Origin of the sequence: Corynebacterium sp. HMSC073D01, from assembly GCF_001815555.1 — a bacterium.
Taxonomy (GTDB): domain Bacteria; phylum Actinomycetota; class Actinomycetes; order Mycobacteriales; family Mycobacteriaceae; genus Corynebacterium; species Corynebacterium glucuronolyticum.
The window spans coordinates 45,051-71,255 of record NZ_KV821059.1 but is presented as its reverse complement, the minus strand read 5'-3'; the positions used below and the strand labels follow the sequence as shown (position 1 = coordinate 71,255).

At 57.7% G+C, this 26,205-nt stretch carries 31 protein-coding genes and 2 tRNA genes; 20 read left to right on the top strand and 13 right to left on the bottom strand.

Annotated elements, in window-relative coordinates; translation table 11 throughout:
- Positions 1-173 precede the first annotated feature (173 nt).
- Positions 174-734, top strand: coding sequence for a hypothetical protein (locus HMPREF3044_RS08515; protein ID WP_070740873.1), 561 nt, complete (start codon positions 174-176; stop codon positions 732-734).
- On the top strand, positions 734-922 hold the full coding sequence (locus tag HMPREF3044_RS08510; protein WP_005393129.1) for a PspC domain-containing protein: 189 nt from the start codon (positions 734-736) through the stop codon (positions 920-922). The genes HMPREF3044_RS08515 and HMPREF3044_RS08510 overlap by 1 nt, the downstream gene beginning before the upstream one ends.
- 234 nt (positions 923-1,156) lie before the next feature.
- On the opposite strand, the gene HMPREF3044_RS08505 is transcribed toward HMPREF3044_RS08510, so the two are convergent.
- The 3 genes from HMPREF3044_RS08505 to HMPREF3044_RS08495 form a co-directional block, all read right to left on the bottom strand.
- A complete protein-coding gene (locus HMPREF3044_RS08505) occupies positions 1,157-1,645 on the bottom strand; it encodes a hypothetical protein (protein ID WP_141759666.1) in 489 nt (162 codons plus the stop codon).
- A 30-nt stretch (positions 1,646-1,675) separates the two neighbouring features.
- Complete coding sequence (locus tag HMPREF3044_RS08500; RefSeq protein WP_070740867.1) at positions 1,676-2,008, bottom strand: hypothetical protein; 333 nt, start codon at positions 2,006-2,008, stop codon at positions 1,676-1,678.
- An 89-nt stretch (positions 2,009-2,097) separates the two neighbouring features.
- Positions 2,098-2,322 carry a DUF2188 domain-containing protein gene (locus HMPREF3044_RS08495; protein WP_070740864.1) on the bottom strand — a complete coding sequence of 75 codons (225 nt, stop codon included), beginning with the start codon at positions 2,320-2,322 and terminating at the stop codon, positions 2,098-2,100.
- A gap of 897 nt (positions 2,323-3,219) precedes the next feature.
- Between HMPREF3044_RS08495 and HMPREF3044_RS08490 the strand changes: the two genes are divergently transcribed.
- From HMPREF3044_RS08490 to HMPREF3044_RS08455, 8 genes are all read left to right on the top strand, one after another.
- Entirely contained in the window at positions 3,220-4,779 is a 1,560-nt protein-coding gene (locus tag HMPREF3044_RS08490) for a type I restriction-modification system subunit M (protein WP_070740861.1), read from the top strand.
- Entirely contained in the window at positions 4,776-6,026 is a 1,251-nt protein-coding gene (locus HMPREF3044_RS08485; protein ID WP_070740859.1) for a restriction endonuclease subunit S, read from the top strand. The genes HMPREF3044_RS08490 and HMPREF3044_RS08485 overlap by 4 nt, the downstream gene beginning before the upstream one ends.
- Entirely contained in the window at positions 6,023-9,013 is a 2,991-nt protein-coding gene (locus HMPREF3044_RS08480) for a type I restriction endonuclease subunit R (RefSeq protein WP_070740856.1), read from the top strand. The genes HMPREF3044_RS08485 and HMPREF3044_RS08480 overlap by 4 nt, the downstream gene beginning before the upstream one ends.
- Positions 9,014-9,111: 98 nt before the next feature.
- Positions 9,112-9,441, top strand: coding sequence for a DUF3024 domain-containing protein (locus HMPREF3044_RS08475; protein ID WP_070740853.1), 330 nt, complete (start codon positions 9,112-9,114; stop codon positions 9,439-9,441).
- Between the two features lie 116 nt (positions 9,442-9,557).
- Positions 9,558-9,737, top strand: coding sequence for a hypothetical protein (locus tag HMPREF3044_RS08470; RefSeq protein WP_070740850.1), 180 nt, complete (start codon positions 9,558-9,560; stop codon positions 9,735-9,737).
- A 188-nt stretch (positions 9,738-9,925) separates the two neighbouring features.
- Complete coding sequence (locus tag HMPREF3044_RS08465; RefSeq protein ID WP_246820975.1) at positions 9,926-10,873, top strand: CAT RNA binding domain-containing protein; 948 nt, start codon at positions 9,926-9,928, stop codon at positions 10,871-10,873.
- 27 nt (positions 10,874-10,900) lie between these two features.
- Positions 10,901-12,991 carry an N-acetylglucosamine-specific PTS transporter subunit IIBC gene (gene nagE / locus HMPREF3044_RS08460; RefSeq protein ID WP_070740844.1) on the top strand — a complete coding sequence of 697 codons (2,091 nt, stop codon included), beginning with the start codon at positions 10,901-10,903 and terminating at the stop codon, positions 12,989-12,991.
- Positions 12,992-13,039: 48 nt separating this feature from the next.
- Positions 13,040-13,978: a hypothetical protein gene (locus tag HMPREF3044_RS08455; protein ID WP_070740841.1), complete on the top strand. Its 939-nt coding sequence runs from the start codon at positions 13,040-13,042 to the stop codon at positions 13,976-13,978.
- Positions 13,979-14,123: 145 nt separating this feature from the next.
- Here the strand turns inward: HMPREF3044_RS08455 and HMPREF3044_RS08450 are convergent, their stop codons facing one another.
- From HMPREF3044_RS08450 to HMPREF3044_RS08440, 3 genes are read right to left on the bottom strand one after another with little or no spacing between them, the layout of a single operon-like run.
- Positions 14,124-14,360 (bottom strand): hypothetical protein, encoded by a 237-nt coding sequence (locus tag HMPREF3044_RS08450; protein WP_005391512.1) that lies wholly within the window; start codon positions 14,358-14,360, stop codon positions 14,124-14,126.
- Positions 14,357-14,539, bottom strand: a complete 183-nt coding sequence (locus HMPREF3044_RS08445; RefSeq protein ID WP_005391510.1) for a hypothetical protein — start codon at positions 14,537-14,539, stop codon at positions 14,357-14,359. Before HMPREF3044_RS08445 ends, HMPREF3044_RS08450 begins: the two co-directional genes overlap by 4 nt.
- A 2-nt stretch (positions 14,540-14,541) precedes the next feature.
- A complete protein-coding gene (locus tag HMPREF3044_RS08440; protein WP_070740838.1) occupies positions 14,542-14,973 on the bottom strand; it encodes a DUF6918 family protein in 432 nt (143 codons plus the stop codon).
- Between the two features lie 154 nt (positions 14,974-15,127).
- Here HMPREF3044_RS08440 and gyrA point away from each other — a divergent pair, with 154 nt between their 5' ends.
- The 6 genes from gyrA to HMPREF3044_RS08410 all read left to right on the top strand — a co-directional run bounded on the left by gyrA (position 15,128) and on the right by HMPREF3044_RS08410 (position 18,857).
- A complete protein-coding gene (gyrA, locus tag HMPREF3044_RS08435) occupies positions 15,128-17,659 on the top strand; it encodes a DNA gyrase subunit A (RefSeq protein ID WP_371326120.1) in 2,532 nt (843 codons plus the stop codon).
- 1 nt (position 17,660) lies between these two features.
- Entirely contained in the window at positions 17,661-18,002 is a 342-nt protein-coding gene (locus tag HMPREF3044_RS08430) for a DUF3566 domain-containing protein (RefSeq protein ID WP_005391507.1), read from the top strand.
- Between the two features lie 56 nt (positions 18,003-18,058).
- Positions 18,059-18,135, top strand: a tRNA-Ile gene (locus HMPREF3044_RS08425).
- A gap of 8 nt (positions 18,136-18,143) precedes the next feature.
- Positions 18,144-18,216 (top strand) — tRNA-Ala (locus HMPREF3044_RS08420).
- 124 nt (positions 18,217-18,340) lie between these two features.
- Positions 18,341-18,613 (top strand): hypothetical protein, encoded by a 273-nt coding sequence (locus tag HMPREF3044_RS08415; protein ID WP_070740831.1) that lies wholly within the window; start codon positions 18,341-18,343, stop codon positions 18,611-18,613.
- A gap of 4 nt (positions 18,614-18,617) precedes the next feature.
- Positions 18,618-18,857 (top strand): type II toxin-antitoxin system Phd/YefM family antitoxin, encoded by a 240-nt coding sequence (locus tag HMPREF3044_RS08410; protein WP_070740828.1) that lies wholly within the window; start codon positions 18,618-18,620, stop codon positions 18,855-18,857.
- On the opposite strand, the gene HMPREF3044_RS13150 is transcribed toward HMPREF3044_RS08410, so the two are convergent.
- On the bottom strand, positions 18,845-19,006 hold the full coding sequence (locus HMPREF3044_RS13150; RefSeq protein WP_005391501.1) for a hypothetical protein: 162 nt from the start codon (positions 19,004-19,006) through the stop codon (positions 18,845-18,847). The two genes, HMPREF3044_RS08410 and HMPREF3044_RS13150, sit on opposite strands and share 13 nt — an antisense overlap.
- 108 nt (positions 19,007-19,114) lie before the next feature.
- Here HMPREF3044_RS13150 and HMPREF3044_RS08405 point away from each other — a divergent pair, with 108 nt between their 5' ends.
- The 3 genes from HMPREF3044_RS08405 (at position 19,115) to HMPREF3044_RS08395 (ending at position 21,118) form a co-directional block, all read left to right on the top strand.
- Entirely contained in the window at positions 19,115-20,254 is a 1,140-nt protein-coding gene (locus HMPREF3044_RS08405) for an HNH endonuclease signature motif containing protein (RefSeq protein WP_070740825.1), read from the top strand.
- Positions 20,255-20,320: 66 nt separating this feature from the next.
- Positions 20,321-20,710, top strand: a complete 390-nt coding sequence (locus tag HMPREF3044_RS08400; RefSeq protein ID WP_070740822.1) for a hypothetical protein — start codon at positions 20,321-20,323, stop codon at positions 20,708-20,710.
- Positions 20,711-20,878: 168 nt separating this feature from the next.
- Positions 20,879-21,118, top strand: coding sequence for a hypothetical protein (locus tag HMPREF3044_RS08395; protein WP_005391499.1), 240 nt, complete (start codon positions 20,879-20,881; stop codon positions 21,116-21,118).
- Positions 21,119-21,559: 441 nt separating this feature from the next.
- Here HMPREF3044_RS08395 and HMPREF3044_RS08385 read toward each other — a convergent pair whose 3' ends face one another.
- The 5 genes from HMPREF3044_RS08385 to HMPREF3044_RS08370 all read right to left on the bottom strand — a co-directional run bounded on the left by HMPREF3044_RS08385 (position 21,560) and on the right by HMPREF3044_RS08370 (position 24,222).
- Entirely contained in the window at positions 21,560-22,213 is a 654-nt protein-coding gene (locus tag HMPREF3044_RS08385) for an HNH endonuclease family protein (protein WP_234985043.1), read from the bottom strand.
- 25 nt (positions 22,214-22,238) lie between these two features.
- Positions 22,239-22,472: a hypothetical protein gene (locus HMPREF3044_RS13405; RefSeq protein WP_246820973.1), complete on the bottom strand. Its 234-nt coding sequence runs from the start codon at positions 22,470-22,472 to the stop codon at positions 22,239-22,241.
- Between the two features lie 443 nt (positions 22,473-22,915).
- On the bottom strand, positions 22,916-23,065 hold the full coding sequence (locus HMPREF3044_RS13145; protein WP_168167245.1) for a hypothetical protein: 150 nt from the start codon (positions 23,063-23,065) through the stop codon (positions 22,916-22,918).
- Positions 23,052-23,387, bottom strand: coding sequence for an ABC-2 transporter permease (locus HMPREF3044_RS08375; RefSeq protein WP_070740816.1), 336 nt, complete (start codon positions 23,385-23,387; stop codon positions 23,052-23,054). Before HMPREF3044_RS08375 ends, HMPREF3044_RS13145 begins: the two co-directional genes overlap by 14 nt.
- Before the next feature lie 100 nt (positions 23,388-23,487).
- Positions 23,488-24,222, bottom strand: coding sequence for a YhgE/Pip domain-containing protein (locus HMPREF3044_RS08370; protein WP_141759665.1), 735 nt, complete (start codon positions 24,220-24,222; stop codon positions 23,488-23,490).
- Positions 24,223-24,278: 56 nt separating this feature from the next.
- Here HMPREF3044_RS08370 and HMPREF3044_RS08360 point away from each other — a divergent pair, with 56 nt between their 5' ends.
- Complete coding sequence (locus tag HMPREF3044_RS08360; RefSeq protein ID WP_070740810.1) at positions 24,279-24,842, top strand: TetR/AcrR family transcriptional regulator; 564 nt, start codon at positions 24,279-24,281, stop codon at positions 24,840-24,842.
- A gap of 241 nt (positions 24,843-25,083) precedes the next feature.
- On the opposite strand, the gene HMPREF3044_RS08355 is transcribed toward HMPREF3044_RS08360, so the two are convergent.
- The gene (locus HMPREF3044_RS08355) at positions 25,084-25,881 is read right to left on the bottom strand and encodes a phytoene/squalene synthase family protein (RefSeq protein ID WP_070740807.1); all 798 of its coding nucleotides are present in this window, start codon (positions 25,879-25,881) and stop codon (positions 25,084-25,086) included.
- Between the last annotated feature and the right edge of the window lie 324 nt (positions 25,882-26,205).

Genomic DNA, 26,205 nt, shown 5'->3' with positions numbered 1-26,205 from the left:
GGGAGGTTGGAATGAGGATTTTTCCCAGATTGAGGCCTCTCTGGAGGACGTTAACCTAAGGATTCGAACTGCCGTCGTTGGTCAAATGCAGTGATGAGTATCAGGGCAAGGAATGTCGCTCTAAGCGTTCAACGAAAGCTTACTCTTTCGAAACGAATAAATTTGAAAGCAGTATGCAGACGCTTATCCATATCGGGAACTCAGAGGCACCTACCGAATATCGCTTTCCTCTCAGTATTTCACAAGGAGCTGAAGTCATCCCATTTAGCGAAGGGAGCGCAGACTCTATGGGAATTTTCCTAGACGGAAACCTACTGGCAACGATCGGTAACTCCTGGGCTTACGATGCTAATGGCATTGCCCTCCAAACCTCACTCGTAGTTGAGAATGGAACTCTTGTACAAATCGTTGAGCATGACTCAAAAACAGCTTTCCCTGTTACTGCAGATCCGCAGATCGATTGGGGCTGGGAGAAAGCTACAATTAAGTTGAGCGAGCAGGAAACGAAAGCGACCGGCGCGGCAGGAGAAGCCGGAGCGATTGCAGCTCTCCCTTGGATGGTTGCACTCGGGGCTACAGGCCCTGTGGCAATCGCCATCTTAACGGTGGCAGGAAAACTAGGCTACGATGTAATTCGAGCACACCGTCACGAACAGTGTCTCGGAATCGTTGTAAGTACAAACGTACTAAGCAGCAATAGTGGCATCTCGACATTTGAGTACGGATATTCATAATGTTTCAAGAAAATAAATGGCACCGGGTCGAAAAAGATAAGCGTATAGCAGGGGTCTGTGCCGGAGTGGCTGAAACATATGGAATCTCCGCCGATACCGTCAGAATCATTTACGTATTAGCTGGATTATGCGGAGTGCCTATGATTGCTGTCTACTTAATGCAGTGGTTCATCTACCCAAAGGTATAGGCAATAGGATAGGGCGGACTAGTTCACTAACGTAGCGTGTGAGCCTACCACGCTTCCTTTAACCCCGTAGTCTCCCGAAAGTTCCACCATGCTTGTCAAGGCGATCCTGCTGCAGTAAACGTTGGTTTCTGCATCGGTGTCAGCGAGTGGATTACGGTTCGTGGTCAAAAAGGTGCTTAGCAGTGATTCGGTTCCCACACGGTCGTAGTATGTCGGCATCTGCCTGCCCCTATTTCACGAGTACTGCAAGGAACGCTCGTGATCCTCGGTCTGCTTCTTCGTCGGGGGTCGCTCCACTTTCCGGAACTTCTCTTTGACCTTCACTTCAAACGAGCTGTTTCCAGCAGAAATGACCGCAAAGTCTCGCGCTGGGTACCAGGAATAATGATCCGTGTGCTTCCTTTCCACGGTCCACCCACGTGCCTCGGCCTCGGTAAACATGACGTGGAGCAGAAGTTTCATCCGCCTCTCGACATTCTTGCTGGACGTTTCGGTCATCTTCGCAAACTCCGTGGCGATGGAATGGTACTTGTCCACACGTTTGTCGCCCGCTAGAAAGGGCTCCGGATCCGCTGTGATCCACGTGTCAGTTGGAAGCAGCGCCATGGTCACCATGTATGGCGACCACTTCTTCGAGCGCAGCGCAAACTCCATACCCTCAGGCACAAGTTCCTTCAGCTGCCCACGAATAATCTTCTCGAGAGGCTTCCAGTCACTCTTCACTTCCTCTTCACTGTCGGGATAGCGCACCACTCATTTTCTTTCCGATGCCACCAAGTCTTCCACTAGCTCCTTCGCCCGCATCACCAGCTCCGTCTCCGCAGCTGTCGGCGCCTGAGGAACGAAGACAGGAGACTTATGCTTAGCCTTCTTCAGCGGTTCCTTCCCTGCAAGTACGCGTTTCCCACGTTCGGTGATCTTTGCCTTCCACGTCTTCCCGCTACCTTTTATTCTGGCTAAGTCACGGTTAGCCAGTGCGCGTGCGGATATCTTGTAGGTGTCTGGCACTTCAGGATTAGTGGGGCAGCCATCGGCGACCCATTGGAGAACGGTGATCTGGAGAGGTGTGAGGTTCTTGGTGGTCATGCCCTTATTATCACCTTGCAGGGGTGCCGCGTCTCGATAAAACAAAACGCGACCTGAGTTGCCTCAGATCGCGCCTTGCTATTTACCGTTTAGCCTCGCGGAGGAAACGGATCATCGCCGTAGGAGTCGCGGCCCTGGAATCTACCATCCTTGTAGTGGTAGAACAGTTCCGCTTCCTGGTTCCGAGCAACATCTCTGCCGAATTCACTTGCTTCGGTCTTGGTGTCAAAGTGGCGCAATATTCTATCTGAACCTGCGCCCTTGACTCCCCAACCATCTTGGTGGGGGATTACGTGATACTGGTTTGATGCCATAACGACATCCTTCCTCCTCGCTTTTAGGCGAGGGTCATTAGCACACGCGGTTAACAACACAGGTACAGTTGCAGGTGAGTGAAATTGCCAAATAGTTCACCAGCAACAGCCTCGTTGCCGCCTCGCGGTTACGGGGCTTTTGTGTGCTGTCTTACAGTGTAGCTGGTGTCTGGACTGGGGGAAAAGGTGAATTACAATAGTGGAATTTATCCACAGGATGAGTTTAGTTATCCACAACCCTAAATCTTTCTTACCAGCAAGAAATCTGATGATTAAAAGTTATCCACAGGAGAACAAAAATTCGTTTTTTCAAGTTGCATCTTGAGGTTGTGGTGGTTTGAACCTAATAATTTTCGAAAGTATGGCTCACATCCCTCTAAACGCGAGTCACGCAAAATGTTGAAGTCTTCCGTAGATGGCATTCAAGGAAATGGGGCTAATCTTCGTTTTTCGAAACACGATCGACTGTCTTCAGGGTAACCAACTCGCTTGGGGTAAATCTGGGGAAGCGAAAATCTAAGTAAGAAAGGTGTCTAAAGCTTCCTGTCAGATGCGGTTAGTTGGTAGGGATATTCCGGAGAGTTGGTGTAAAGTGTCAGCACCTGCCCGGAAGCCCCCTACCAACAACGCGGACATCACCTACCACCTAGCCCGAATCGACACTTCCGTCGATATGTGGAACAACTCGAACCATCGAAAAGGTGCAGCTGACTCAACCTAGTAATCCCAAAGCGAAACGAGCGTTTCACTTCGGACTTTGGTCGCTGAGTTCTGCGTAGAATGATGTTGTTTGAATTTTTGGTAACTGTCTTTCTGCTTGACTCATCTGCTAGCAACGTTGCTTTTTAGATGTATTTTGCCGATGGATGAGGCGAGTTGATTTAGTTAGAGGTTTTCGTGGCAGCATCGCAACAGCGCGCTAATTTACATCGAACAATTTGGCGGGTGGCCAACGATCTACGTGGCAGCGTAGACGGCTGGGATTTCAAGGCATACGTGCTTGGTATGTTGTTCTACCGCTTTATTTCTGAGCACATTACCAACTGGGTCAACCAAGGCGAGGCAGAGGCCGGTGATACTAGCTTTGATTATGGATCCCTTGAGGATGAGGTTGCCGAGCAGATACGCAAGGACGCTGTCGATAGTCTGGGTTTTTTCATTTTGCCTTCCCATCTGTTCGAGAACGTTCGTCGAGCTGCACCACGTGACATCAACCTAAATGAGACCCTCGCAGCGGTTTTTGCCAACATCGAGGCCTCGGCTATTGGTAGCGAATCCGAGGATGACATGAAGGGTCTTTTCGACGACCTCAATGTCAACAGCGCACGCCTGGGCAACACCATCGAACAGCGAAACGACAAGCTTGTTAAGCTTCTCGACGCAATTGGTGACCTTGAGTTCGGCAACTACCAAGATGCCGACATCGACACTTTCGGCGATGCCTACGAGTACTTGATGACAATGTACGCCTCCTCTGCAGGCAAGTCAGGTGGTGAATTCTTCACACCACAGGATGTATCGGAGCTGATCGCTCGCATCACTGTGCTGGGCAAGGATCGCGTTTCCAGGGTGTATGACCCGGCGTGCGGTAGTGGGTCGTTGCTGTTGAAATTCGCCAAGGTACTTGGTCGTGACAACGTGGATGAGGGTTTCTTCGGCCAGGAGATAAATCTGACCACGTACAACCTTTGCCGTATTAATATGTTCCTGCACGGCATCAACTTCTCAAAGTTCAACGTCGCCCTCGGAGACACTCTGACACAACCTGCGCACTGGGACTATGAGCCGTTCGAGGCGATTGTTTCCAACCCACCATATTCAACAAAGTGGATCGGCTCGGATTCGCCGACCTTGATTAACGACGAGCGCTTCGCCCCTGCTGGTGTGCTAGCGCCGAAGGGTAAAGCTGACCTGGCGTTCACCATGCATATTCTCTCGTGGCTTGCCGAGGATGGTACAGCTGCTATTGTTCAGTTTCCCGGCGTGCTTTATCGTGGCGGAGCAGAGAAGAAGATCAGAAAGTACCTGGTTGATGGTAACTACGCGGATGCGGTGATCCAGCTGCCGGTTGACCTGTTCTACGGCACCACGATTGGCACCTGCGTGTTGGTGCTAAAGAAGTCGAAGAAAGACTCGAACGTTTTATTCATCGATGCTTCGCAGTTATTTGAGCGCTCCGGTACGAAGAACCAGATCACTGAAGCTCACCGACAGCGGATACTGGATGCCTACGCCAAGCGAGAGAATGTTGAGTACTTCACCCAGTTGGTGCCGATTGAGGAAGTCAAAGAAGCTGACTACAACATGTCGGTATCCAGCTACGTTGAACCCGAAGATACCCGCGAAGCCATCAATATCGCAGAACTCAACAAAGAGATTGACGAGATCGTTGCTCGCCAGAATGATCTCAGAGTTGCGATCGACGAGATCGTTGCTGACCTGGAGGACCCAAGATGATCAGGATCGATAAGATGGTTCGGGAGCTTTGCCCAGGTGGGGTCAGATATATGACCATTGGTGATTTAGGCACGCTTAAGCGAGGCAAAGGTTTAACAAAAAAGGATCTAATTGATTCCGGAATTGGTGCTGTGCATTATGGGCAGATTTATACTCACTATGGAGTATGGGCCGAAGAAACAATAAGCTTTGTAAAACCTTCGTCAGCTGAACGCTACACACCTGTAGAACCAGGCGATCTTATTATCACTAATACAAGTGAAAATATTGAAGATGTCGGAAAGTCATTGGCGTGGATTGGTAAGGATCCTATTATCACCGGAGGGCATGCGACAGTACTACATCATGGACAGAACCCGAAATATCTATCCTACGTCTTCCAATCTGAGGTATTTCAAGTGGCAAAGAGGAAATATTGTCGAGGGGTGAAAGTCATTGAACTAGCGCCTGAGTACATTGCAAGGATAAAAATTCCCGTCCCTCCTCTTGAGGTACAGAACCAGGTCGTCAAGATTTTGGATACCTTCACGGAGCTGGAAGCGGAGCTAGAAGCGGAGCTAGAAGCGGAGCTAGAAGCTCGTTGCAAACAGTACGAATACTACCGCGATTTGCTGCTAGATTACGATTCAGATTCACTTAGGTCACATGCAACGCTGAAAAAGCTGGGAGAGCTCTGCGAAATTTCAAGAGGTGCATCCCCTAGACCAATATCGAAATTCATTACCAAGGATATCGATGATTCCGTGCCTTGGATAAAAATAGGCGATGTTGAGACAAACAGTAAATATGTAACCCAAACAGCCCAGTTCATTACACCAGACGGTGCAGAGAAATCGAGGGAAATCTCCCCAGGAGATTTCATATTATCGAATTCGATGAGTTTTGGTAGACCCTACATTTCTAAGATTTATGGTTGCATTCACGATGGTTGGTTAAAGCTATCCAAATTTGAGGAACACTACTTGCCGGATTTCCTGTACCACTTACTTAGGAGCAATGCGGTTCAGTCCCAATTTCGAGCAGCTGTTGGATCGGGTACCGTTAGCAATTTGAATTCTAAACTAGTTGCTCAAACGATTGTTCCAGTTCCATCGCTTACTGAACAGGAACGCATCGTCTCTATTCTCGATAAGTTCGATGCCCTGGTTAACGACATCTCCGTCGGCTTACCCGCTGAGATCGCTGCTCGCCGAAAACAATACGAGTATTACCGTGACAAGCTGCTTAGCTTCGAGGAGGCAAAGTGAGCACGTTTTTGCCGATTGCCGCTAGTGGGAACTCAACCGTCGTCGCCGAGTACGACGCGCCGGCGCGCAAGGAGAAGAGCTATCAATCCGAGTCTGAGTTGGAGAAGGAGCTCATCGCGCAGCTGCAGAATCAGGAATACGAGTACCTGCCAATTCATGAAGAGGCAGATCTCATCAACAACTTGCGCACCCAGCTCGAACGGCTAAATGATATCCACTTCGAGAACGATGAGTGGCAGCGATTTTTCAAGGGGCAGCTGGCGAACCCAGCCCAGAGCATCCAGGACAAGACCGCCATCGTTCAGGCAAATCCGGCAGCGTTACCGCTAGAGCGAAACGATGGTACCCAAAAGAACATTCACCTGATCGACAAGGCGAATATTCACCGCAACTATTTGCAAGTAATCAATCAATACGAGTCGACCGGTAACTTCCACAATCGCTACGACATCACGATCCTTGTCAATGGCCTGCCGATGGTTCATATCGAGCTGAAGCGCCGTGGTGTTGCACTGCGAGAAGCTTTCAACCAAATCAACCGATACCAGCGCGATAGCTTCTGGGCAGGCAGCGGGTTATTCAAGTTCACGCAGCTGTTTGTTATCTCGAACGGCACATACACCAAGTACTACTCCAATACCACCCGCTACTCGCACGTCGAAGGTATCAACAGAGGCAGGGCAACCGCGGCGAGTTTCGAGTTCACATCGTGGTGGACCGATGCCCGCAACAATCACATCACGGATCTGGTTGACTTCACCAAAACGTTTCTGTCCAAGCGAACTCTGCTGAACGTCATCACCAAGTTCTGTGTATTTACCGCTGACCAGACGCTTATGGTGCTGCGTCCTTATCAAATCGTCGCGGCAGAGCGCATCATCAACCGAGTTGAAATCGCCACCAATTACAAGAAGCTCGGCACGATCGAGGCTGGTGGCTATATTTGGCACACGACCGGGTCTGGCAAGACTCTGACCAGCTTCAAAACAGCGCAGCTCGCTACTCAGATTGAGGGCGTGGACAAGGTGTTGTTCGTCGTTGACCGCAAAGACCTTGACGATCAAACTAAAAAGGAATACGAGAAGTTCCAGAAGGGTGCTGTCAGCTCCAACAAGTCGACCAAGGAGCTTCGCGAGCAGCTAAGCAACCCGAAAGCGAAAATTGTCATCACGACAATTCAGAAGCTGTCGAACTTCGTCAAAAGCACCCCGAGCCACGAAATTTACAACGCCCATATCGTCATCGTTTTCGACGAGTGCCACCGCAGCCAATTTGGAGACATGCATAAAGCCATCACAAAGGCCTTTAAGCGCTACCATCTGTTTGGCTTCACTGGAACCCCGATCTTCAACGAAAACAAGTCCACCAGTTCAGCGGTTATCCGGACGACTCCGCAGGTGTTTGGGGACAGGCTACACGCGTACACGATTTCTGATGCTATCGCCGATGAAAACGTGCTGCCGTTCAGAATCGACTACGTTAACACCATCAAGGCGCGCGAGGGGATTGAAGACCGCGAAGTTTCCAGTATCGCGACCGAAGATGCTTTGTTGCACAAGGATCGCATCGCGATGATCGTGGAGTACGTGCTTGAGCACTTCGACCAGAAGACAAAGCGTAACTCCAACTACGAGCTCAAAGACAAGCGAGTTCGAGGTTTCAACTCGATCTTCGCTACAGCCTCGGTCAATGCCGCAAAGGTCTACTACACCGAATTTCAGAATCAGCAGCGCAACCTTACGGATGGCAAGAAGCTCAAGATCGCTACGATCTTCACGTATGCTCCGAACTCCGATCAGTACAGCGAGGGCTTGTTGCCAGAGGAGAACTTCGACGCGGACGCGCTAAACACCATTGACCGACAGTTCCTGGAAGGCGCGATCCACGACTACAACGAATTGTTCAAAACCAGCTTCAGCACTTCGGCGAACGACTTCAGTAATTACTACGAAGACGTCTCGAAGCGCATGAAGAACCGCGAGTTGGACATGCTAATCGTCGTCAACATGTTTCTCACCGGTTTCGACGCTCTGGCTCTGAACACCCTATGGGTGGACAAGTACATGCACCACCACGGCCTGCTTCAGGCGTTCTCTCGCACAAACCGAATCCTGAACTCGGTTAAGACTTACGGAAACATTGTTTCTTTCAGAAATCTTGAGGACGAAACCAACGAAGCCATCGCGCTGTTCGGCAATAAGGAAGCCAATAGCGTAACGATCTTGGAGTCGTTCGAGCACTACTTCGATATCTACTGCGAGAAATTAGATCAGCTAAGTAAGTGGGCCCCAGGTCAGTTCATCGCTAGTGATGCCGGAGAGGACGAGTTTATTCAGACATTCGGCGAATTGTTGCGTCTCCGTAATATTCTGACCGCATTCGACGAATTTGAGGAACAAGATCCGCTCGCAGAACGCGACCTTCAGGACTACCAGTCAACGTACCTCGACCTTTATCGCGAACGACGTTCCGACAAAAACGAGGCCGAAAACATCAACGACGACCTCGTTTTCGAGATTGAGTTGATGAAGCAGATAGAGGTCAACGTCGCTTACATCCTGGCTCTCGTTGAAAAGTACCGCAGCGAGCACGAGGAGAAGTCAAAGCAGGACATAAAGGAAGAGATCCGACGTACTGTTAAATCCAGCCCGACACTTCAAAACAAGCTGGATCTCATCGAAAAGTTTGTCGACCTAGTTTCAGCCACCGGAGACATCAACGACGAGTGGAAGCAGTACCTGGCTGAGCAGAAGTCGCGTGAAGTCGGTGAGATGGTTGAGAAGGAGAACCTCAAGCAGCCAGAAACTGACCAATTCATAGAGACCATGTTCCGGTTAGGACACCTTCAAACCACTGGCACTGACATCGAGAAGATTTTGCCCGCAGGTTCACGCTTTGGTACCGGGCCAAACAACCGTATTAACCGCAAGAAACGCGTGGTTGATTGGTTAAGAGTTTTCTTCGACAGATTCCATCTCCTCGGCTAAGAGCAAAGTGCCCACGCTGAAACTTATTGCATCAACCCAGTTTTCAAAGTTTTCGAGTTGAGAGCAATGCGGCGCACCAACCCCGGTACCCTTAACCCATGGCTCCACCTGAACTCGATGTCGCCCGCATTCGGCGCTGGTGTGATGCGAAGATCCCGGAACACTTGTGGGATCAGTTGAAGATTGAGGTTGATGTTGCGCCGCACCACGCCACAATTGTGGAGGTGCGGCCGCCGTGGGATGGGAAGGGGAAGAAGACCCGCTTCCCGGTCGCGCGGTTGCGGTACACCCAGTCCACGGGGCGGTGGAGCTTGTATTGGCGTGACCGGAATCTGAAGTTCCACGAATACGACATCGAGCCGACGCCGAGGGTGCAGGACCTCCTCGATTACATCTCAGCCGGCCAGGTTCCCATTTTCTTCGTCTAGAGACTGTCAAAATGTTTACCCCCTAAGGGGAATAAGACTTGACGCAAGTATGTGACGCATGGGACAGTTGATTCTGTTGTGATTGCAGTGACGCAAGTGAAAAGGCGGACACTGCGGTGGAAGACTCACAAGCGATTAAGGCGATCGTCGACACGGCCTCCGAGCCGCTGAGCGACGACCGCCTTTTCGTTATCCGCCCCGTTGTGACCCATATCCCTAATTTTCACGTGTTTCACAGCAAAATCACCCCATGTGCGGGTGATTTGAATAACAATCAAGAAAACATCAAGAAATAGTTTTGAGGTGGGGGCAGTAGGACGGCTTATACTAAAAGCGTTCTAGCCCTCCGGGTGTTACTGATTCGATCAGGCATGACTGGAAATTCGGGTGCCAAACCCGCAGGATCACAACCCCGCATACCCACGGGCGCATGCCCGCGCGGTGCCGTTTGGTGCCCTCCCGCAGCGATACGCAGGAGAAAGTCATGACTGAAGGTGCAAGAAATCCCAGGATTATCCGGGTTCTCAGCAACAATGCCGTGCTTGTCCGCGTCCCCAGCGGGGTACCAGGGGAGGACACAGCCCAAAACACAGCCCAAAACACAGCCCAAACCAAAAACACCCAACAACAAATCACCCAACCAACCCAAGACACCCAAGTCCTCGTCGGCCGGGGTATTGGCTTCCAGCGTAAGCCGGGGGACGAGATTTCGCCGGCGACGGCGGATCGGCAGTACCTGGAGCTCAGCCCGGAGCGGGCGCAGTTCCTCAAAGGCGTGCTGTCGCTGGATCCGGCGGTGATGGAAACCATCTCGGCGGCGGTGGATTTGGCGGTTGACCTGCTTGGCGAGCTGCACCCCTCGGTGTACGTCGTGCTTGCCGAGCACATTTCGTTTGCGGTGCAGCGTGCGGGCTCGGGCGAGCAGATCCGGAACTCTTTGGTGGATGAGATCCGGGCGGCCTTCCCCCTGGAATTTCAGGCGGCGCAGCTCATGGTGAGTTACATCAACTCGCATACCGCCAACGCAACCCTTCCTGTCGACGAAGCGGCCTTCATCGCCCTTCACCTCAACGCGGCCCGCCAGGGCGTGACGGTGAAGCAGCCTCTGGCCGTGGCGAACGAGTTGGCGGGGTTGCTGCGGTTTGTGTGCGCGCGGCTTGGGGCGACAACCACCAACCTTGACGGGACTGTGGACCATTCCCTCGCGTTGGAGCTCACGAGGATGAGCAATCGCGTGGGGTCGAAGCAGTTCCGTTCCAATCTGGCGAGGCGGTCGATTGAACGCGATCTGCCTTCCGAATTCGATGTGGCGCAGCAGGTTCTGTGTCGCATGATCGACGTTCCGACGCTGCCGTCGCACGCGGCGGGGGAGGCCGCCTACCTTGCGGTTTTCCTCCACGGCTGGCGGCAATCGGTTCGCCCAAGCACGTAACTCCCCACCCAGGAGAAAGAAGGAATCATGTCCACCGCGACATCTCCCACAAGAGAAAAATCACAAACTGGCAATGTCATCATGACGGCGTTCCAGAAGCTCGGCCGGGCACTGATGGGTGCCGTCGCCATCATGCCGGTCGCCGCCCTCCTCATGGGCATCGGCTACTGGATCGATCCGGAAGGCTGGGGCGAAGGCAACCTCCTCGCCGCCGTCCTCATCACCGCCGGCTCCGCGGTCCTCAACAATCTCGGCGTCATCTTCGCCATCGCGATCGCGTTCGGCCTGGCCAAAGACCACAACGGCGCTGCGGCCCTGTCCGGTTGGCTCGGCTTCACCACCCTGATTTCGCTTCTCGACGAAGAGGCGGTCGCCGGTTACCGTGGCGTCGACCTCGAGTCCATGTCTGATGAGGCGGCCCTCGACTGGGCCTCCCAGGGCTGGGCCGCCGTCGGCCCGAAGAACGTCCTCTTCGGCATCGCCGTCGGCATCCTCGCCGCTTGGGCCTACAACCGCTTCCACGCCACGAAGCTTCCGGATGCGCTGGCCTTCTTCGCCGGCCGTCGTCTCGTCCCGATCCTCACATCGCTCTTCTCCATCGTCCTGGCGGGCATCTTCTACTTCCTCTGGCCGCTCATCTACGGTGTGCTCTTCGATTTCGGTACGTGGATCCAGGGCATGGGCGCGGTCGGTGCCGGCCTCTACGCGTTCGCTAACCGCCTCCTCATCCCGACGGGCCTCCACCACGCCCTGAACTCGATCTTCTGGTTCGACATCATCGGCATCAACGACATCGGTAACTTCCTCGCCGGCGGCAAGACGATCGAGGCCGCCGCAGCCGCCACGACGGCCGCCACCTGCCCGGGCATCTGGGCGGACGGCGCCTGCCAGGTCGTCGGTTTCGTGGGCCGCTACCAGGCCGGTTTCTTCCCGATCATGATGTTCGGCCTCCCCGGCGCAGCGCTCGCCATGTACCTCCGCGCGGACACGAAGCGCCGCAAGGTCGTCGGCTCCCTCATGCTCGCCGCCGCTCTGGCCTCCTTCTTCACGGGCGTGACGGAGCCCCTGGAGTTCTCCTTCATGTTCCTCGCCCCGCTGCTTTACGTCGTCCACGCAGTCCTCACGGGTATCTCCGTCGCTATCGCCGCGGCCTTCCATTGGACGGCGGGCTTCGGCTTCTCCGCCGGTTTCGTGGACATGCTCCTTTCTGCCCGCAACCCGCTTGCCAACGACTGGTGGATGCTGCTGGTCATGGGCGTCATCTTCTTCGTCCTCTACTTCGTCATCTTCTACTTCCTCATCGGCATCATGGATCTCCATACCCCGGGCCGCGGTGACGACGAGGCCGACGAGGGTGCCACTCTTGCTGCCGACGCCGAAACCTCCGACGTCGCCCGCCAGATCATCGTGGGCCTCGGCGGTGAGGACAACATCGATTCCATCGATTACTGCACCACGCGCCTGCGCGTCCAGGTGAAGGATAACGTCAAGGTCAGCGAGTCGGCGATCAAGAAGTCCGGCATCGCCGGCGTCATCCGCCCCTCGCAGAAGAATGTTCAGGTTGTCGTCGGACCTAAGGTACAGTTTGTGTACGACGAGGTGGCTCGCCAGATGAGCCATACCGATGCGTCCCTCGAGGGCGAGCAGGAGGTTACCGTCGAGCTCCAGGCACCGTTCGCCGGCCAGGCCACCACGATCGCCGACGTCCCCGACCCGACTTTCTCTGGCAAAATGCTTGGCGACGGCTTCGCTGTCGCTCCCCGCTCCACTGACGGTACCCTCCTGGTCTGCGCCCCAGCCGCGGGAACCCTCCAGATGGTCTTCAAGACGGGCCATGCCTTCTCCGTCAAAACCACCGAGGGCCTCGATGTCCTCGTCCACATCGGCCTCGACACCGTCGAGCTCAAGGGTGAGGGCTTCACTGTCCTTACCCAGCAGGGTGAGCAGGTCACCGCTGGCCAACCCATCATTGAGGTCGACCTTGCCCGACTCAAGCAAAAGGGTAAAAACCTCATTACCCCTGTTGTCCTCAGTGAGAAGTCCCAGGTTGCCGAGGTCCACGCCATCACCGGCGCAGTCTCCCAGGGCGACACCGTCGCCACGGTGACCATGGCCTAACCTCCGCTCGAGTGGCGGGCACCCCCGTGCCGTGGCAGGATCCCTTGTATGAAAATGGGGGAGCATGTAATCCTTACCCGGGGGCTGAGCGCGAGGCAGCGCGAGGAGATCCAGCGCGATCTTAACGATGGTTTCCTCCTGCAGCTCGCGCGCGGCGTCTACGTTCCTCAGTACTTCTTCCAGGAGCAGAACTCGTGGGATCAGTACGTGCTGCGGACGCTGGCCCTGGGGCTCGAGGGCCGGGTTCTGGCCGGGCGGGCGGCGGCGGTCATGCACGGGATGCCCACCAAAACCTGGATGTCGAATGATGTAGATATTGTCGGTGTGGGCAGGAAGCGCCCCGGCATCAACAAGCGGCGCCTGCCCAAGGAGTACCTTTACTCTTTAACCGTCTGCGGCCAGGAGATTTACTTCACGTCGCCGGCGGATACCATCGTCGACATCGCGCGCTGGTACGGCATCGAAGATGCCGTCCGCTGTGGCGATTGGGCCGTCCGGGTGCGGCTTACGACGCTCAGCAAGCTGCGCTACTCATTGCAAAGGCGCAGTGGCTTCACCGGCGCCGAGGTGGCCCGCACCGCCGTTCGCCTCATCAACGGCCACTCCGAAAGCCCCCGCGAGAGTGACGTAAAGTCGCGGCTTTTTGAGGCCGGCTACCCTTCACCTATCCAACAGCCCATCATCCTGGACGCTTTCCGCCGCCGCATCGGGCGTGTCGATTTCCTCTTCCCCCAGACCTTCATCGTCCTCGAGTACGACGGGCGCGGCAAAACCCGAGGAGATTACGGCCAGCCCCCCAAACGATCAATCCAAGGCGAGCACTCCCGGCAACGCCTCCTTCGCGCTGAGCATCTCGACGTTATCCGGATCGACGCGAATGCAAACTGGGCAAAGAACCTGTGGTTGAAAGAACTGGAGGAGTCGTGGGCCGTGGGGGTTCCCCTCGCATCCAACAAGTGGCTGGGGGGATGGATGGCCTGGGAATAGTAGCGCATCCGCTAAGAAAAATGTCAACGGATCCTGTAGCAAACCCCATACTTTCCCAGACGGTCACATGTGCTACACCGCAAACGGTGACATTTTTCTTAGCACCGCAGCTACCGCAGCCAAGCCGTCAGCCAAGCCACAAAACCTACTTCTCCGCCACCCCCCGCACCACCCGCGCCAGCACCCCATTGGCGCGGTCCAGCGGCTGCAGCAAAAGCACGGCGTCCGCAGCAGAAGCGCTGCTGCCGACCCGCTCCACCCCGATGACCCCCTCGCACGCCCCGGCCACCGCCGCCAGCGCCCATGGCCGCACCACGCGTGCCCCCGTGGTGTCACACACCTCAGCCGCGATCGCCGCCACGGTGTCGGTGTCGAGCCTCACAGCCCGTACCTGGCCAATTCCTCACGCGCGGCTTGCCGCGCCTCCTCGTCGCGCAGCATCCGGGTGGCGGCGGTCATGATGGCGCGCCGGGCGGCGTCGGCCTTGGTTAGCCCCCACGAATCGGCCAGCAAACTAAGCGCCCGTTCCTCGGTGGGGGTGAGGCGCAGTGTCATGGCCATGTTTACATGAAGCCTTCTAGCACATCTCCCAGCGCGCCGAGGTGTTGTTCGAGGACGGAGATGCCCTTGTTGCGCGCGGAGGTGTAGAGCTTCTTCAGGCCGCCGAGCTCGCGATCCTCCACAAACCCATCGGCAATCCGCGCGAGTTCGCCGGCGACGGCGTCGTGATTTTCATCAAGGTACGCCCCGAACGAATCAACGGCCACTCCTGCGGAATACGTGTCCCAGTAGGGCTCCAGGGCGTTAGCAAGGTCGGGCAGGACGGCGTCGATCGCCGTGGGTACAACGTCGTCGCGGGCGGATTGGGCGGCCTTGAGCAGGCCTTTGAGCGCCATGCCCGTGATGCCGCCGGTGGAGTCGATGGTGGATACCGCCAGGTCGGACAGTGCGGTTACTACTGCGGGGCGCTGGGGGCCAAGAAGAGTATTTTTCATAGCGCCCCATGATACCACCCCGATACCGCCCGCCACGGCAAAACTGCCCCACGCGCCCTGTAGGATTGTATAAGCAACAAACTGAAAGGGCAGATTCTACGTGTCTGATGAAAATCTTTTTGATCGGGTGTCGCCAATCGACCTGAATGAGGAGATGCAGTCGAGTTATATCGACTACGCCATGTCCGTCATTGTGGGTCGCGCGTTGCCTGAGGTGCGCGACGGCCTGAAGCCGGTGCACCGCCGCATCCTGTATGCGATGTTCGATTCCGGCTACCGCCCTGAGCGCGGCTTTGTTAAGTCCTCGCGCCCGGTGGCCGATACGATGGGCCAGTTCCACCCCCACGGCGATATCGCCATTTATGACACCTTGGTGCGCCTCGCGCAGCCGTGGTCGATGCGCTACCCCATGGTGCAGGGCCAGGGTAACTTCGGTTCCCGCGGCAACGACGGCCCGGCCGCCATGCGTTACACGGAGTGCAAGCTCACCCCGCTGGCCATGGAGATGGTGCGGGATATCCGCGAGGATACGGTGGAGTTCCAGCCGAACTACGATGGCAAGACCGCGGAGCCCGCGGTCCTCCCGTCCCGCGTCCCGAACCTCCTCATGAACGGGTCGAACGGCATCGCCGTCGGCATGGCGACGAACATCCCACCGCATAACCTGAATGAGCTGGCAGAGGCCATTTATTGGATCCTCGAGAACCCGGATGCCTCCGATAAGGAGACGCTGGAGGCGTGCATGGAGCGCGTCAAGGGGCCGGATTTCCCCACGGCCGCTCTCATCGTCGGTGACCAGGGCATTAAGGATGCGTACACGACGGGTCGCGGTTCGATCAAGATGCGCGGCGTGACCTCCATTGAGGAGGAGAAGGGCCGCACGTACATCGTGATTACGGAGCTTCCGTACATGGTGAACCCGGATAATCTCGTCTCCAACATCGCTGATCAGATCAACAATGGCAAGCTTCCGGGCGCCTCCAAGATCGATGATGAGTCCTCGGATCGCGTCGGCATGCGCATTGTGGTCACCCTCAAGCGCGACGCCGTCCCCCGCGTGGTTCTCAATAATCTCTTCAAGCACTCGGCTCTCGAGTCGAACTTCGGTGTCAACATGCTGTCGATTGTCGACGGTGTTCCGCGCACCCTTCGCTTGGATCAGATGCTTACCCTTTACACCGACCATCAGGTCGATGTCATCGTCCGCCGCACGAAGTTCCGGCTCAACGCGGCGGAGAAGCGCGCGCACATCTTGCGCGGTCTGGTCAAGGCACTCGATGCGCTGGACGAGGTCATCGCGCTCATCCGGGCTTCGGCTACCGTGGAAGTCGCCCGCCAAGGCTTAATGGAGCTTCTCGACGTCGATGAGGAGCAAGCGCAGCACATCCTCGACATGCAGCTGAGGAAGCTGGCAGCCCTCGAACGCCAGAAGATCATCGATGAGTTGGCTGAGCTGGAAGAAACCATCGCAGATCTTAAGGATATCCTCGCCAAGCCCGAGCGCCAGCGCAAGATTGTGGAGGAAGAGCTCCGCGAGATCGTCGACAAGCATGGCGACGAGCGCCGCACCCAGCTGGTGGCCGCCACCGGCGATGTTACCGACGAGGACCTCATCGCCCAGGAGAACGTCGTGGTTACGATCACCTCCGGCGGCTACGCCAAGCGCACGAAGGTCGATGCCTACCGTTCCCAGAAGCGCGGTGGCAAGGGTGTGCGCGGTGCGGAGCTGAAGATGGACGACGTGGTCCGCCACTTCTTCGTCTGCTCCACCCACGATTGGATCCTCTTCTTCACCAACTTCGGCCGGGTCTACCGCCTCAAGGCCTACGAGATCCCCGAGGCCTCCCGCACGGCCCGCGGCCAGCACGTGGCAAACCTCCTGGAGTTCCAGCCGGGGGAGACCATCGCGCAGGTCATCCAGATCCAGTCCTACGAGGACGAGCCGTACCTGGTGCTCGCCACCCGCAAGGGCCGCGTGAAGAAGTCGCGCCTGACGGACTACGAGTCCTCCCGTTCCGCTGGCCTTATCGCCATCAACCTGAACGAAGGCGATTCCCTCATCGGCGCCGTCCTGTCTAGCGGCGAGGACGACCTGCTCCTTGTCTCCCAGCGCGGCCAGGCCATGCGCTTCTCCGCCGCCGACGATGTCCTGCGCCCCATGGGTCGCGCGACCGCCGGCGTCAAGGGCATGCGCTTCAAGGACGACGACGAGCTCCTGTCCATGTGCGTCACTTCCGACGGTGACTACCTCTTGGTCGCCACCGAGGGTGGCTACGGCAAGCGCACCGCCATGGAGGAGTACCCCGCCAAGGGCCGCGGTGGCCTGGGCGTAACGACGCTCAAGTACCAGCCCAAGCGCGGTAAGCTCATCGGCGCCCTCGCCGTCAACGAAGGCGACGAGATCATGGCCATCACCTCCGCCGGCGGCGTCATCCGCACCGAGGTCTCCCAGATCCGCCCGTCCTCCCGCTCGACGATGGGCGTCCGCCTGGTCAACCTGCCCAACGGCGTTTCGTTGTACGCGATCGACCGCAACGTGGAAGACTCTGGTGAGGAACAAGCCGAGGCCATCGCCCGCGGCGAGGTCGACGGTCCGGCGGAGAAGAACCCCGTCCAGGCCCAGGCCCAGCTCGAGGTCGATGGCTCTGACACGGACATGAATGGCGTCCCGACCGAGGAGGATTAGTATGGCTTCACGCCGCGTTGCGATCACCAGAATCAACACCATGAGCGTCCTGCGCACAGCGCTCCTTCTCGCGCTGGCCGGGCTCGCCGCCTGGGTTGTCTGCGTGTGCCTCCTCTACGTTGGCCTCGACGCGGCCGGCGTGTGGGATTCCGTCAACGCCGTCATCGGTGGTGCCGGCGGCGAGGGGACGATCACCTTCCAGATCGTCCTCGGCGCCGCCACCCTCCTGGGCGCCATCGTCGCCCTCCTGGTCGTCGTCCTGGCCCCCATCACCGCCGTGCTTTTCAACGCCTTTGCGGGCTTCACTGGAGGCCTCACAATCACCCTCACTAACCGACGCTAACCAGCCGATTTGCTTTAGGCCCGCCCCACAACGTAAAGTACATACACGTTCCGCACGGGCCTATAGCTCAGTTGGTTAGAGCGCTTCACTGATAATGAAGAGGTCGCAAGTTCGACTCTTGCTAGGCCCACCAGGAACAAAGGGGCATTAGCTCAGTTGGTAGAGCACCTGCTTTGCAAGCAGGATGTCAGGAGTTCGATTCTCCTATGCTCCACAAGATAAAATCCCTGGTCACATGACCAGGGATTTTGCTTTGTCTACCGAAGCCTTGTTCGAACTTTCTCTTTCACGTATGCCCCCGGTTCCATATAGTCGGTTGTGGAAAAGGAGCTGACACCATGGCAAACCGCTACTATCGACAAACCGGCGAAGTCCTCAGAGACCAGGGTAACGGGAACTGGTCAATCTATAACCCAGACCTCAGAGACTGGGAGCAAACGGAGAGGGCAAGAATCGCCTACGAAACCGCGTACCAAGACCCCTACTACAAAATCAGCGAAGAGCTAGCCCTCAAATCAATCGCGGAGATACAGCAGCGCTATGACCAGTGGAAAGAGCAGCTCAAGCGGGACAACCCCGAGGGGTACCGCCGATGTTTCCCCAACGACTGACCCCATGACATCACTCAGTGCAGGCGAAGCCCGCGCCAACCTGGGTCGGCTCATCGACCAGGTGAACGCGGATTCGGAACCCGTCACCATCACAGGGCCACGCGGAAACGCCGTCCTCGTCGGCGAGGATGCGTGGCGAGCAATTCAGGAAACGCTGTACCTCCAGTCCATCCCCGGCATGTCGGAGTCGCTCCGAAAAGCCAGGGAAGAAGGCATCGATGCCGCCTCGCCCTACCTCAGGTAGCGACGATCCCTGACCAGGAAGTACACGAGAAATACACCCGCGATCGCCGCGACAACGAAGCCGACAAAAATCCTGTTCATCGCCAGCGCGAGCGCGACCATGAGGATCGCAGCCAGAATCGCAATACGCAGAATTGCTCGAGATTTCACGTTTTAACCTTTCGACAGCGGGAATAGCTACCAAAAATATACCACACCTGACCTGCACTGTTTCCACTTGCACTGCAAAGCTTTTCCGCGTCCTTTAGTATCTGTCCTGTGAGCATTACGGGGGACTTCATCCGCATCCTGGCCCAGGCGATTGACATCGCCGGCGATGCCTTCGGCACGCCGAAGGCCGCCCTCGTCCGCCAGGGTCTCGATAAGACCACCGCCGCTGCGGTGGTGAAGATCGGCAAGATTTACTTCGGTTCCACCAACGCCCCCCGCATGCAGGAGCGCGCCCGCGATGCCGCCCGCGCAGCCGGCCACACGTTCCGTTCCCTCCAGGCCATCGAATCCCAGGTGGCGAAGCTGGAGAAGAAGGCCTACGCGTGGCGGCTCCGCGAGGAACTCGCTCCGCTCGGCCCGGACATCACGCGTATCAACGCCGAGGGCGCCCGCCTCCTCCAGGAGCTGAACACGCATCACGCGGATAACCCGGATAGGAAACTGACGTACAGGAGCATCAAAAACTCCACGTACGCCACCCTCACCCTGACCGCAGAGTCCTCCCGCGTGAAGCAGATCTATGACCGCGCCCGCGCGACGGATAAGTCCTGCCCCGCCAACGGTCTCATCAGGCTGGCGCTGGCCGCGAACGACGGCAAGCTTCCCGCCGCAGCGACCCCGTGTCTCCTCGTCCCGCTGGACATGTCGTTTACGGGTTTCACCGAGGAGGAGCGCGGCAAGTTCCGGTTTTCTCTCACCAACGGCGCGACGATTTCCGGTGAGGAGATCGTGCGCACGAAACTGTCGGATTTCCTCCTCGCCGCCCTCGTCCACCCCTACGCCCCGCAGAACTTCGGTGTCTATTCCCTAACCATGACGCCCGATTCCCGCCTCGCGGACTTCCTCGAGTGGTTCAACCAGGCTCTCCGCAACCCGGTCTGCCCCCACCCGGACTGTTCGACCCCCGCCACGGAGTGCGAAGTCCACCACATCGAAGCTTTCAAAAACGGCGGCAAGACGGTCTCCGAAAACTTGATGCTCCTGTGCAGCTTCTTCAACGGGCGTAATGACGACGACCCCGACAAACCCATGTACGGCCGCATGGTCCGCATCGATGGCCTGGAGTATTGGAAGCCCGCGTTCGGCGGCCCCCTCCAACTCAATATGCATCCCTGCGCCCAGGGCGGCGCTGTCCGTCTCGTTCGCAAACAGCTTCGCCTCCCCATCGACCCCAGTCCCCCCGGCTAAAGCCCCCGCGCCAACACAGCCCGCACCCCGCGGGCCATTCGGCCTGCCCACGGTAGACTTTCCACCATGAAGCTCCTCACCCGCGTCAGCATCGCCTCGGTCATCGTGTCGGTCCCGGCGATCGCCTGGACGTTCCTCGTCCTCGCCGCGCTTGTCACCAATTCGGTCATCCCCTTCGGCGGTGGCCTCGCGTCGCTGAGCTTCGTCTTCATCCTCCTCGTCGCCGTCCCCGTCGAGCTCGCGGCCATCGTCATCGCCGCGAACGCGCTGCGCCGCGGCCACCGCAGCCTCCTCACCGCCGGCCACGCCCTCTGCCTCGCCGGTTTCCTCATCCAAACCGTCCTTCTTTGCTTCCCGACGACCGGTTGGGAACTCCTTTTCCTCCCCCTCGCCCTCGGCCCTGGCCAACTCGTCGTCCTCGCCGGCCTCATCCGCACCCGGCGAGCACCCGCCTGAGCGCCCCTCTCACCGTCATCGCGACTGGCAACGCGCGCTGCTTCCGGTGCTGGATTATTGCCGTAGTCTTTTGGATATACAACGACCCCGGACGCGAGATCCGGGGTCGTGGGATAAAGTGCGCTAGTCTACACCAGCGCTCGGTGGTAAAGGTTAGCATTTGAGTCGATGGCAGACAAGCATAGATTAGAAGCGATGCTGGGCTCTGCACGGTTCCAGAAGTATTATGAAGCGGCTGCACAGGACGTAGATAGGGCTGTTGATCTTTACAGGTGGAACACTCGTCTTGCAGGGGAGTTTCACGCTCAGCTTTCGTACTTCGAGATACTTCTTCGAAACGCTATGGACAGTGCGGTCATAGGGATTGGTGTGTGGAGCGTCAAACTGCGGGGCTTCTCTATGAAATGATGAGTACCCCGCTTAGGCAGGCGCGAAAACGAGCGCTACGAGAGTCGAAACGCCGAGGCTTACGTACAGGGGTGAGTCACGATGATATTCTTGCGCAGCTCACGATGGGGAATTGGTCCAATTTGCTGGGAGAAGCTCTTCCCGTTCACAAGTCGAATGCCAAGGTCTTGTGGAAGGTTGGATTGCATCGAGCGTTCCCGAACGCCAGCAGTGATGACCAATCCAGAAAGGACATAGGGCGAAAGGTTGAGCGCTTAACTCGTCTCCGTAACCGTGTTGCTCATCAGGAAAATCTTCTGAAGACCAACGTGAGAAGTCGCCTGCATGACATGCTCTCCGTTTTGAGCGCGATCGATGCAAGCTATCCGGAATGGGTGATGAAGGGGAGTCAGGTGCGGAAAATTGTGAGGGAGGATCCGCGGAGGCAATGGTGACGCGGCCTCATCCGCACCCGGCGAGCACCCGCCTGAGCGCCTCCTTCTCCGCCTCCGTCACCCACAGCCCATACGCCGCCTTCACCGCCACCTGCCGCGCCGCATACTCGCACCGCCCCGCAGGCGGCAGCCACGCCGCCGCATCCGCCGCCTTCTTCTGCTCATTCAAAGAACCCTTCACTGCGAGCAAATTCCGCGGGTCGTTGGCAAAGTTCCGCCGCTTCTCGTCCGACCACGCAAACGCCCCCGTCTGCCACGCGTTCGCCAGCGCCACCACATGGTCAATCTGCACCTGCCCGGACGTCTTCGCCCCACGCTGAAACGCAATCACGTCCCCGCTGTACGGATCGTGCAATGTCCCGCTCAGCACAACACACCCCCGCGTCCCTGGCTTTACGACGACGTCCTCAAGCTGTGTCCTCAAAACGTCATTGCGGGTGTCACACCCGTTGTGTCCGCCCTCCACAGTGACATCGTCGGACCACTTCTGGCCGAACGCCTCCCGCGAGTACGCATACATCCCACCGCTGGAGTCCTTCGTCGGTGCCTTCCCTTTTACCTCCAGCGTGGCAAGCTGCTCCAGCGCCGGCGGAACGGCCCCCCTCTGCCACCACACCCCACCAGTGACAACACACGCGATGACGATCAGTACAACAAACACGCCTCGCCACATATAAAAGACACTATCATCGAGAATTGGGAAGTTTTTCCACGGCCTGACGGTCGCCACGTTCATCGTCTCCCTCCCGGCTATCTTCACGACGCTCGGTTTCGGCATCCTCTCCATCGTCAACACGACGGTTCCCCTCGGCGCCGGCCTCGGCACCGTGTACTGCCTGGCCACCCGCAGGCTCACCACCCTCGCCTCCCGGTTCATGGCCGCCGGCCATTTCATCTGTCTGATCGGTCTCCTCATCCACGCGGTCATGCTTGTCGACGCTTCTTCGGGCTGGGAGCTCCTCTTCCTCCCCCTCGCCTTCGGTCCCGGCCAAATCGTCGCCTTCATTGGCCTCGTCCTCGCCGCCCGTGAGGCGGCCTGACCTCCAGCAGTGGCATCCCCTCAACGACAAGCGCGAAAGATTGCCTTCGGTCCCGTCTGTGGAGCCAATAGAGATGGGTTCAGGAAGCGCCAAGCGCCGACACCTTCACTTTTTGCAGCAGATTCGCCCTCAACCCTTAAAAAACCATGGTTTCCGTGAAATCTGCTGCAAAAACTAAAATCTAAACGCCAACAGAATAGGGGACCCGTATTCTAACGAGAGGCACCCGCGTATGTAACAATCCGCAGGTCGCGGTGAACTCGCCAAGGCCGATATGTACAAATTTCGACGTTTTTTCGGCATATTGAAGTGTACATATAAAACTACAGCGCCAGCTCCGGGTGCAGGTCCTTCCGCATCATGACCCGCTCCCGCCAGTTCGACAGCACCACCACAACGAGCCCGCCGACAAAGCAGCACGCCAAAACAACAGCCGCCACGCCCGGCCGCAGATCGCCATCAAACGACCCCACCATCACGTGCCGCATCGGGTCCCACCCGTGCACCCACTGAATAAACGCCGGTCGGGTACAGACCATTCGACGAGACCAGCTTCGGCGTCATCAGCGCCATCGCGATGAGCCTGCCCACCGTCGCCCCGAAGAACGTGTAGATCGCCAAAACCAGCATGTTAAACGCGAACCCGATCCCCACCAGCGCCCCGTAAAACCCGCAGAAAGATGTCACCGGCACGCCCAGCGCGAGCCACAGGCACGTCGCCTGGATGAGGCTCATGATCAGGCCCGGCACCACAACCGTCAGCGCCGCCCGCAGGGGAGAGGCCCCCGAGTCCACGGCCCCCTGTTCAAAGGCGCAAACACCATGTGCAGAATGAGCGCGCCGAGCCACAGCGATAACGACAGGAAAAACGGCGACAGCCCTATGCCAAACGTCGTCAGCGTGTCGCCCCCGGTCGCGCAACCCGTGGCGAGAGCGTCCCGGCCCCCTCATCCAGCTGCACCGCCCTGTCGGCAAGCTGTCGCGACCCCGCCACGAGCCGTTGCGTTCCATCGCGCAGCGTCGCCGTCCCCGCCACCAGTGTCCCGGGCCCGTCCTGCAGCACCACAACCTGCCCCACCGGCGTGTTCGTCAGCTGGTCGGCGATCGCGTGCGCCTCGGGGAGCTGGTCTAAGGCTCCTGTCACCGGTCCCGTTAGCTTGTCGACGCCTCCCGCCAGCCTTCCTGCTCCGTCACCCATCTGCACGGTCGCCCCCTGCAGGTCGGCAAGGCCACCCTGCAGTTTCGTCGCGCCCTCAATCGCGGTCCCTAGCCCGCCGCGCGCCTTTTCCGCGCCGTCGGAAAACCCAACAAAGATCTTGTCCATGATCTGCTCGGACACGGAATCCCCAATTGTCGGCGTCATCACCGTCGTCGCCTGGTCTTTCAGGCCGGTGACGGTATCCGTAAACCCTGCGGGTATTTCCACCCCCAGGTAGTACGTCCCGTCGGCAATCCCCGAGCGCGCCTCGGACGCGCTCACCACGTGAAAGTTCATCACGTCAGCGTCGACAAGCTTCTCCGTAACCGTCGAGCCCACCTCACCAGAATCGCTGTTGACCAGAGCGACGGGAACCTTATCCAGATTCCCCAGCGGGTCGTAGTACGACCACACCGGAGGTCTAGCTATCACTTCATCGGTGTTCTATAATTCTGCCCGTCCAGGAAGTCTGTCAAGTAGGAGGAACAATGAGGGCGGATGCCGTGCAACGCCGGCAGGCGATTATCGACGCAGCCTGCGAGGTGTTCCGCACCGTCCCCTCCAAAGACATCACCCTCACCCTCATCGCCAAGCGCGCGGGCGTCGGCATCGCCACCCTCTACCGCAATTTCCCCACCCGCACCCACCTCAACATCGCGTGCGGCCTCGACCTTCTCAGCCAGCTCGACCACGCCATCGACCGCCTCAACGTCCAATTCGACACCGACCCCGAAACAACTTTCGACCACTTCGTCTGGGCGCTTGTCCATAACGGCATCGGCACCCTCGTCGCCGTCCTCGTCCCCGAGGATCCCGAAGCCGTCCCCGATGAGGTCATACAAAGGCGCACCGAGCTCCTCACAAAAGTCGACGCCTTCCTCACCCGTGCCGCCCGCGTCGGGCTCGTCCCTCCGCACCTCACGGCCGACCAGCTCGCCGCCGAGCTCTTCGTCGTCACTCGGCCCCAGAACCCCACCCTCTCCCTTATGGATCCGGATGTCCGTGACCGCCTTGTCGGCCGTCTCCTCTTCTGTTGGAGGAATCAGCGCTGAAAAAAGCTCCCCACGAAGGGGGAGCGGTGTGTTTCCGGTTGGTTACCTCGTTGCGCGGTAGCTCCAGCGCCCGAGGAAGTAGCTGCCGATGATGAGGGCGACGCCGACTATTGCTGCGATCATGCGTGGGACCTTTCGTGCACGTATCCGAGGGCGAACATCACGCCGCAGCCCGCGACGATGGAGAGCCAGTACAAGGTCATAGCGATTCCTTTCGAGGATTATAGGGGCAATTCCCACCTTACCCCCGCGCCACCGCCCGCGCCGCGATCGCCGCCTTTTCCCAGGCAGGCACGTGTGCGCGCCGGGCATGCAGCTCCTGGGTCGTCATCGCGTCGAGTTGCTCCGTCAGACGCCCATAAACCCCGGCCGCCGCCCGCACGCCCACCCGCGCGCCCCGCGGCAGCTCCTCAATGGTCGGTGTCGCCTCCGCCAGGTCGGCCCTGATGGATTCCACAATTTTTTGCTTGTCGACGCTCGTCAGGTCCCTGGGGTAGTAGGCCCGCCCGAGTCCTACGGTATCCTCGTGCAGGTCGCGAAGGAAGTTGACCTTTTGAAACGCGGCCCCCAGGTGCCGCGCCCCGTTTTCCAGGTATGCCCGGTCGCCGGCGTAGGGCGCGTCGGCGAGGAACACGTCTAAACATAAGAGCCCGATGACTTCCGCGGAGCCGTATATATATTGTGTGAGTTCTTCCGGCGTGTATTCCCGGGGCGTGAGATCCGTCCGCATGGAGGCGAAAAAGGCGCGCAGGTGTTCCTCAGCAAATCCGCAGTGTCTCGCGGTTGCGGCGTAGGCGTGGAGGATGGGGTCGGTGTGGAAGGGCCGTGCGGGTGCCGCGCACACCGCCTCTTCGTATGCCTCTAGCTGCGCGGATGCGGTTTCTGCGGGGGCCGCCCCGTCGACAATTTCGTCGGCAATGCGGACCACGGCATACAGGTGTGCGATGTCGCGTCGCATGGCGCGGGGGAGGAGGGCGCTGGCGATGCCGAATGAGGTCGAGTATGTGGCGATGACCTGGCGTGCTGCGCGGTGTGCCATGGTGGTGTAGATAACGGCCGCTCCTTCCTGTTCTTATTTATCTTAAGCATGAGGACGCTAAGGATTCTTAGTTGGTGTGCAAAACTTCTGCGGGGAACCTAAATTTTCCGCGCTACACCGCCCCTGACCTGCGGTTTCCACGTTAAAATTAGCCTCCAGAAAGTCTTAGATACACGTATGTATCCACGTTTTCCTTTCGGTGCGGAAACTTAATGAGGATTCCTTAATTAAACGCCCCCAAACCCTCCCGACCAGCAAAAACACAATTTAAGATACTTCTCATTTGTGTATTTCCTTAGGTTTGCGCCCGTCACCTTCGCAGGG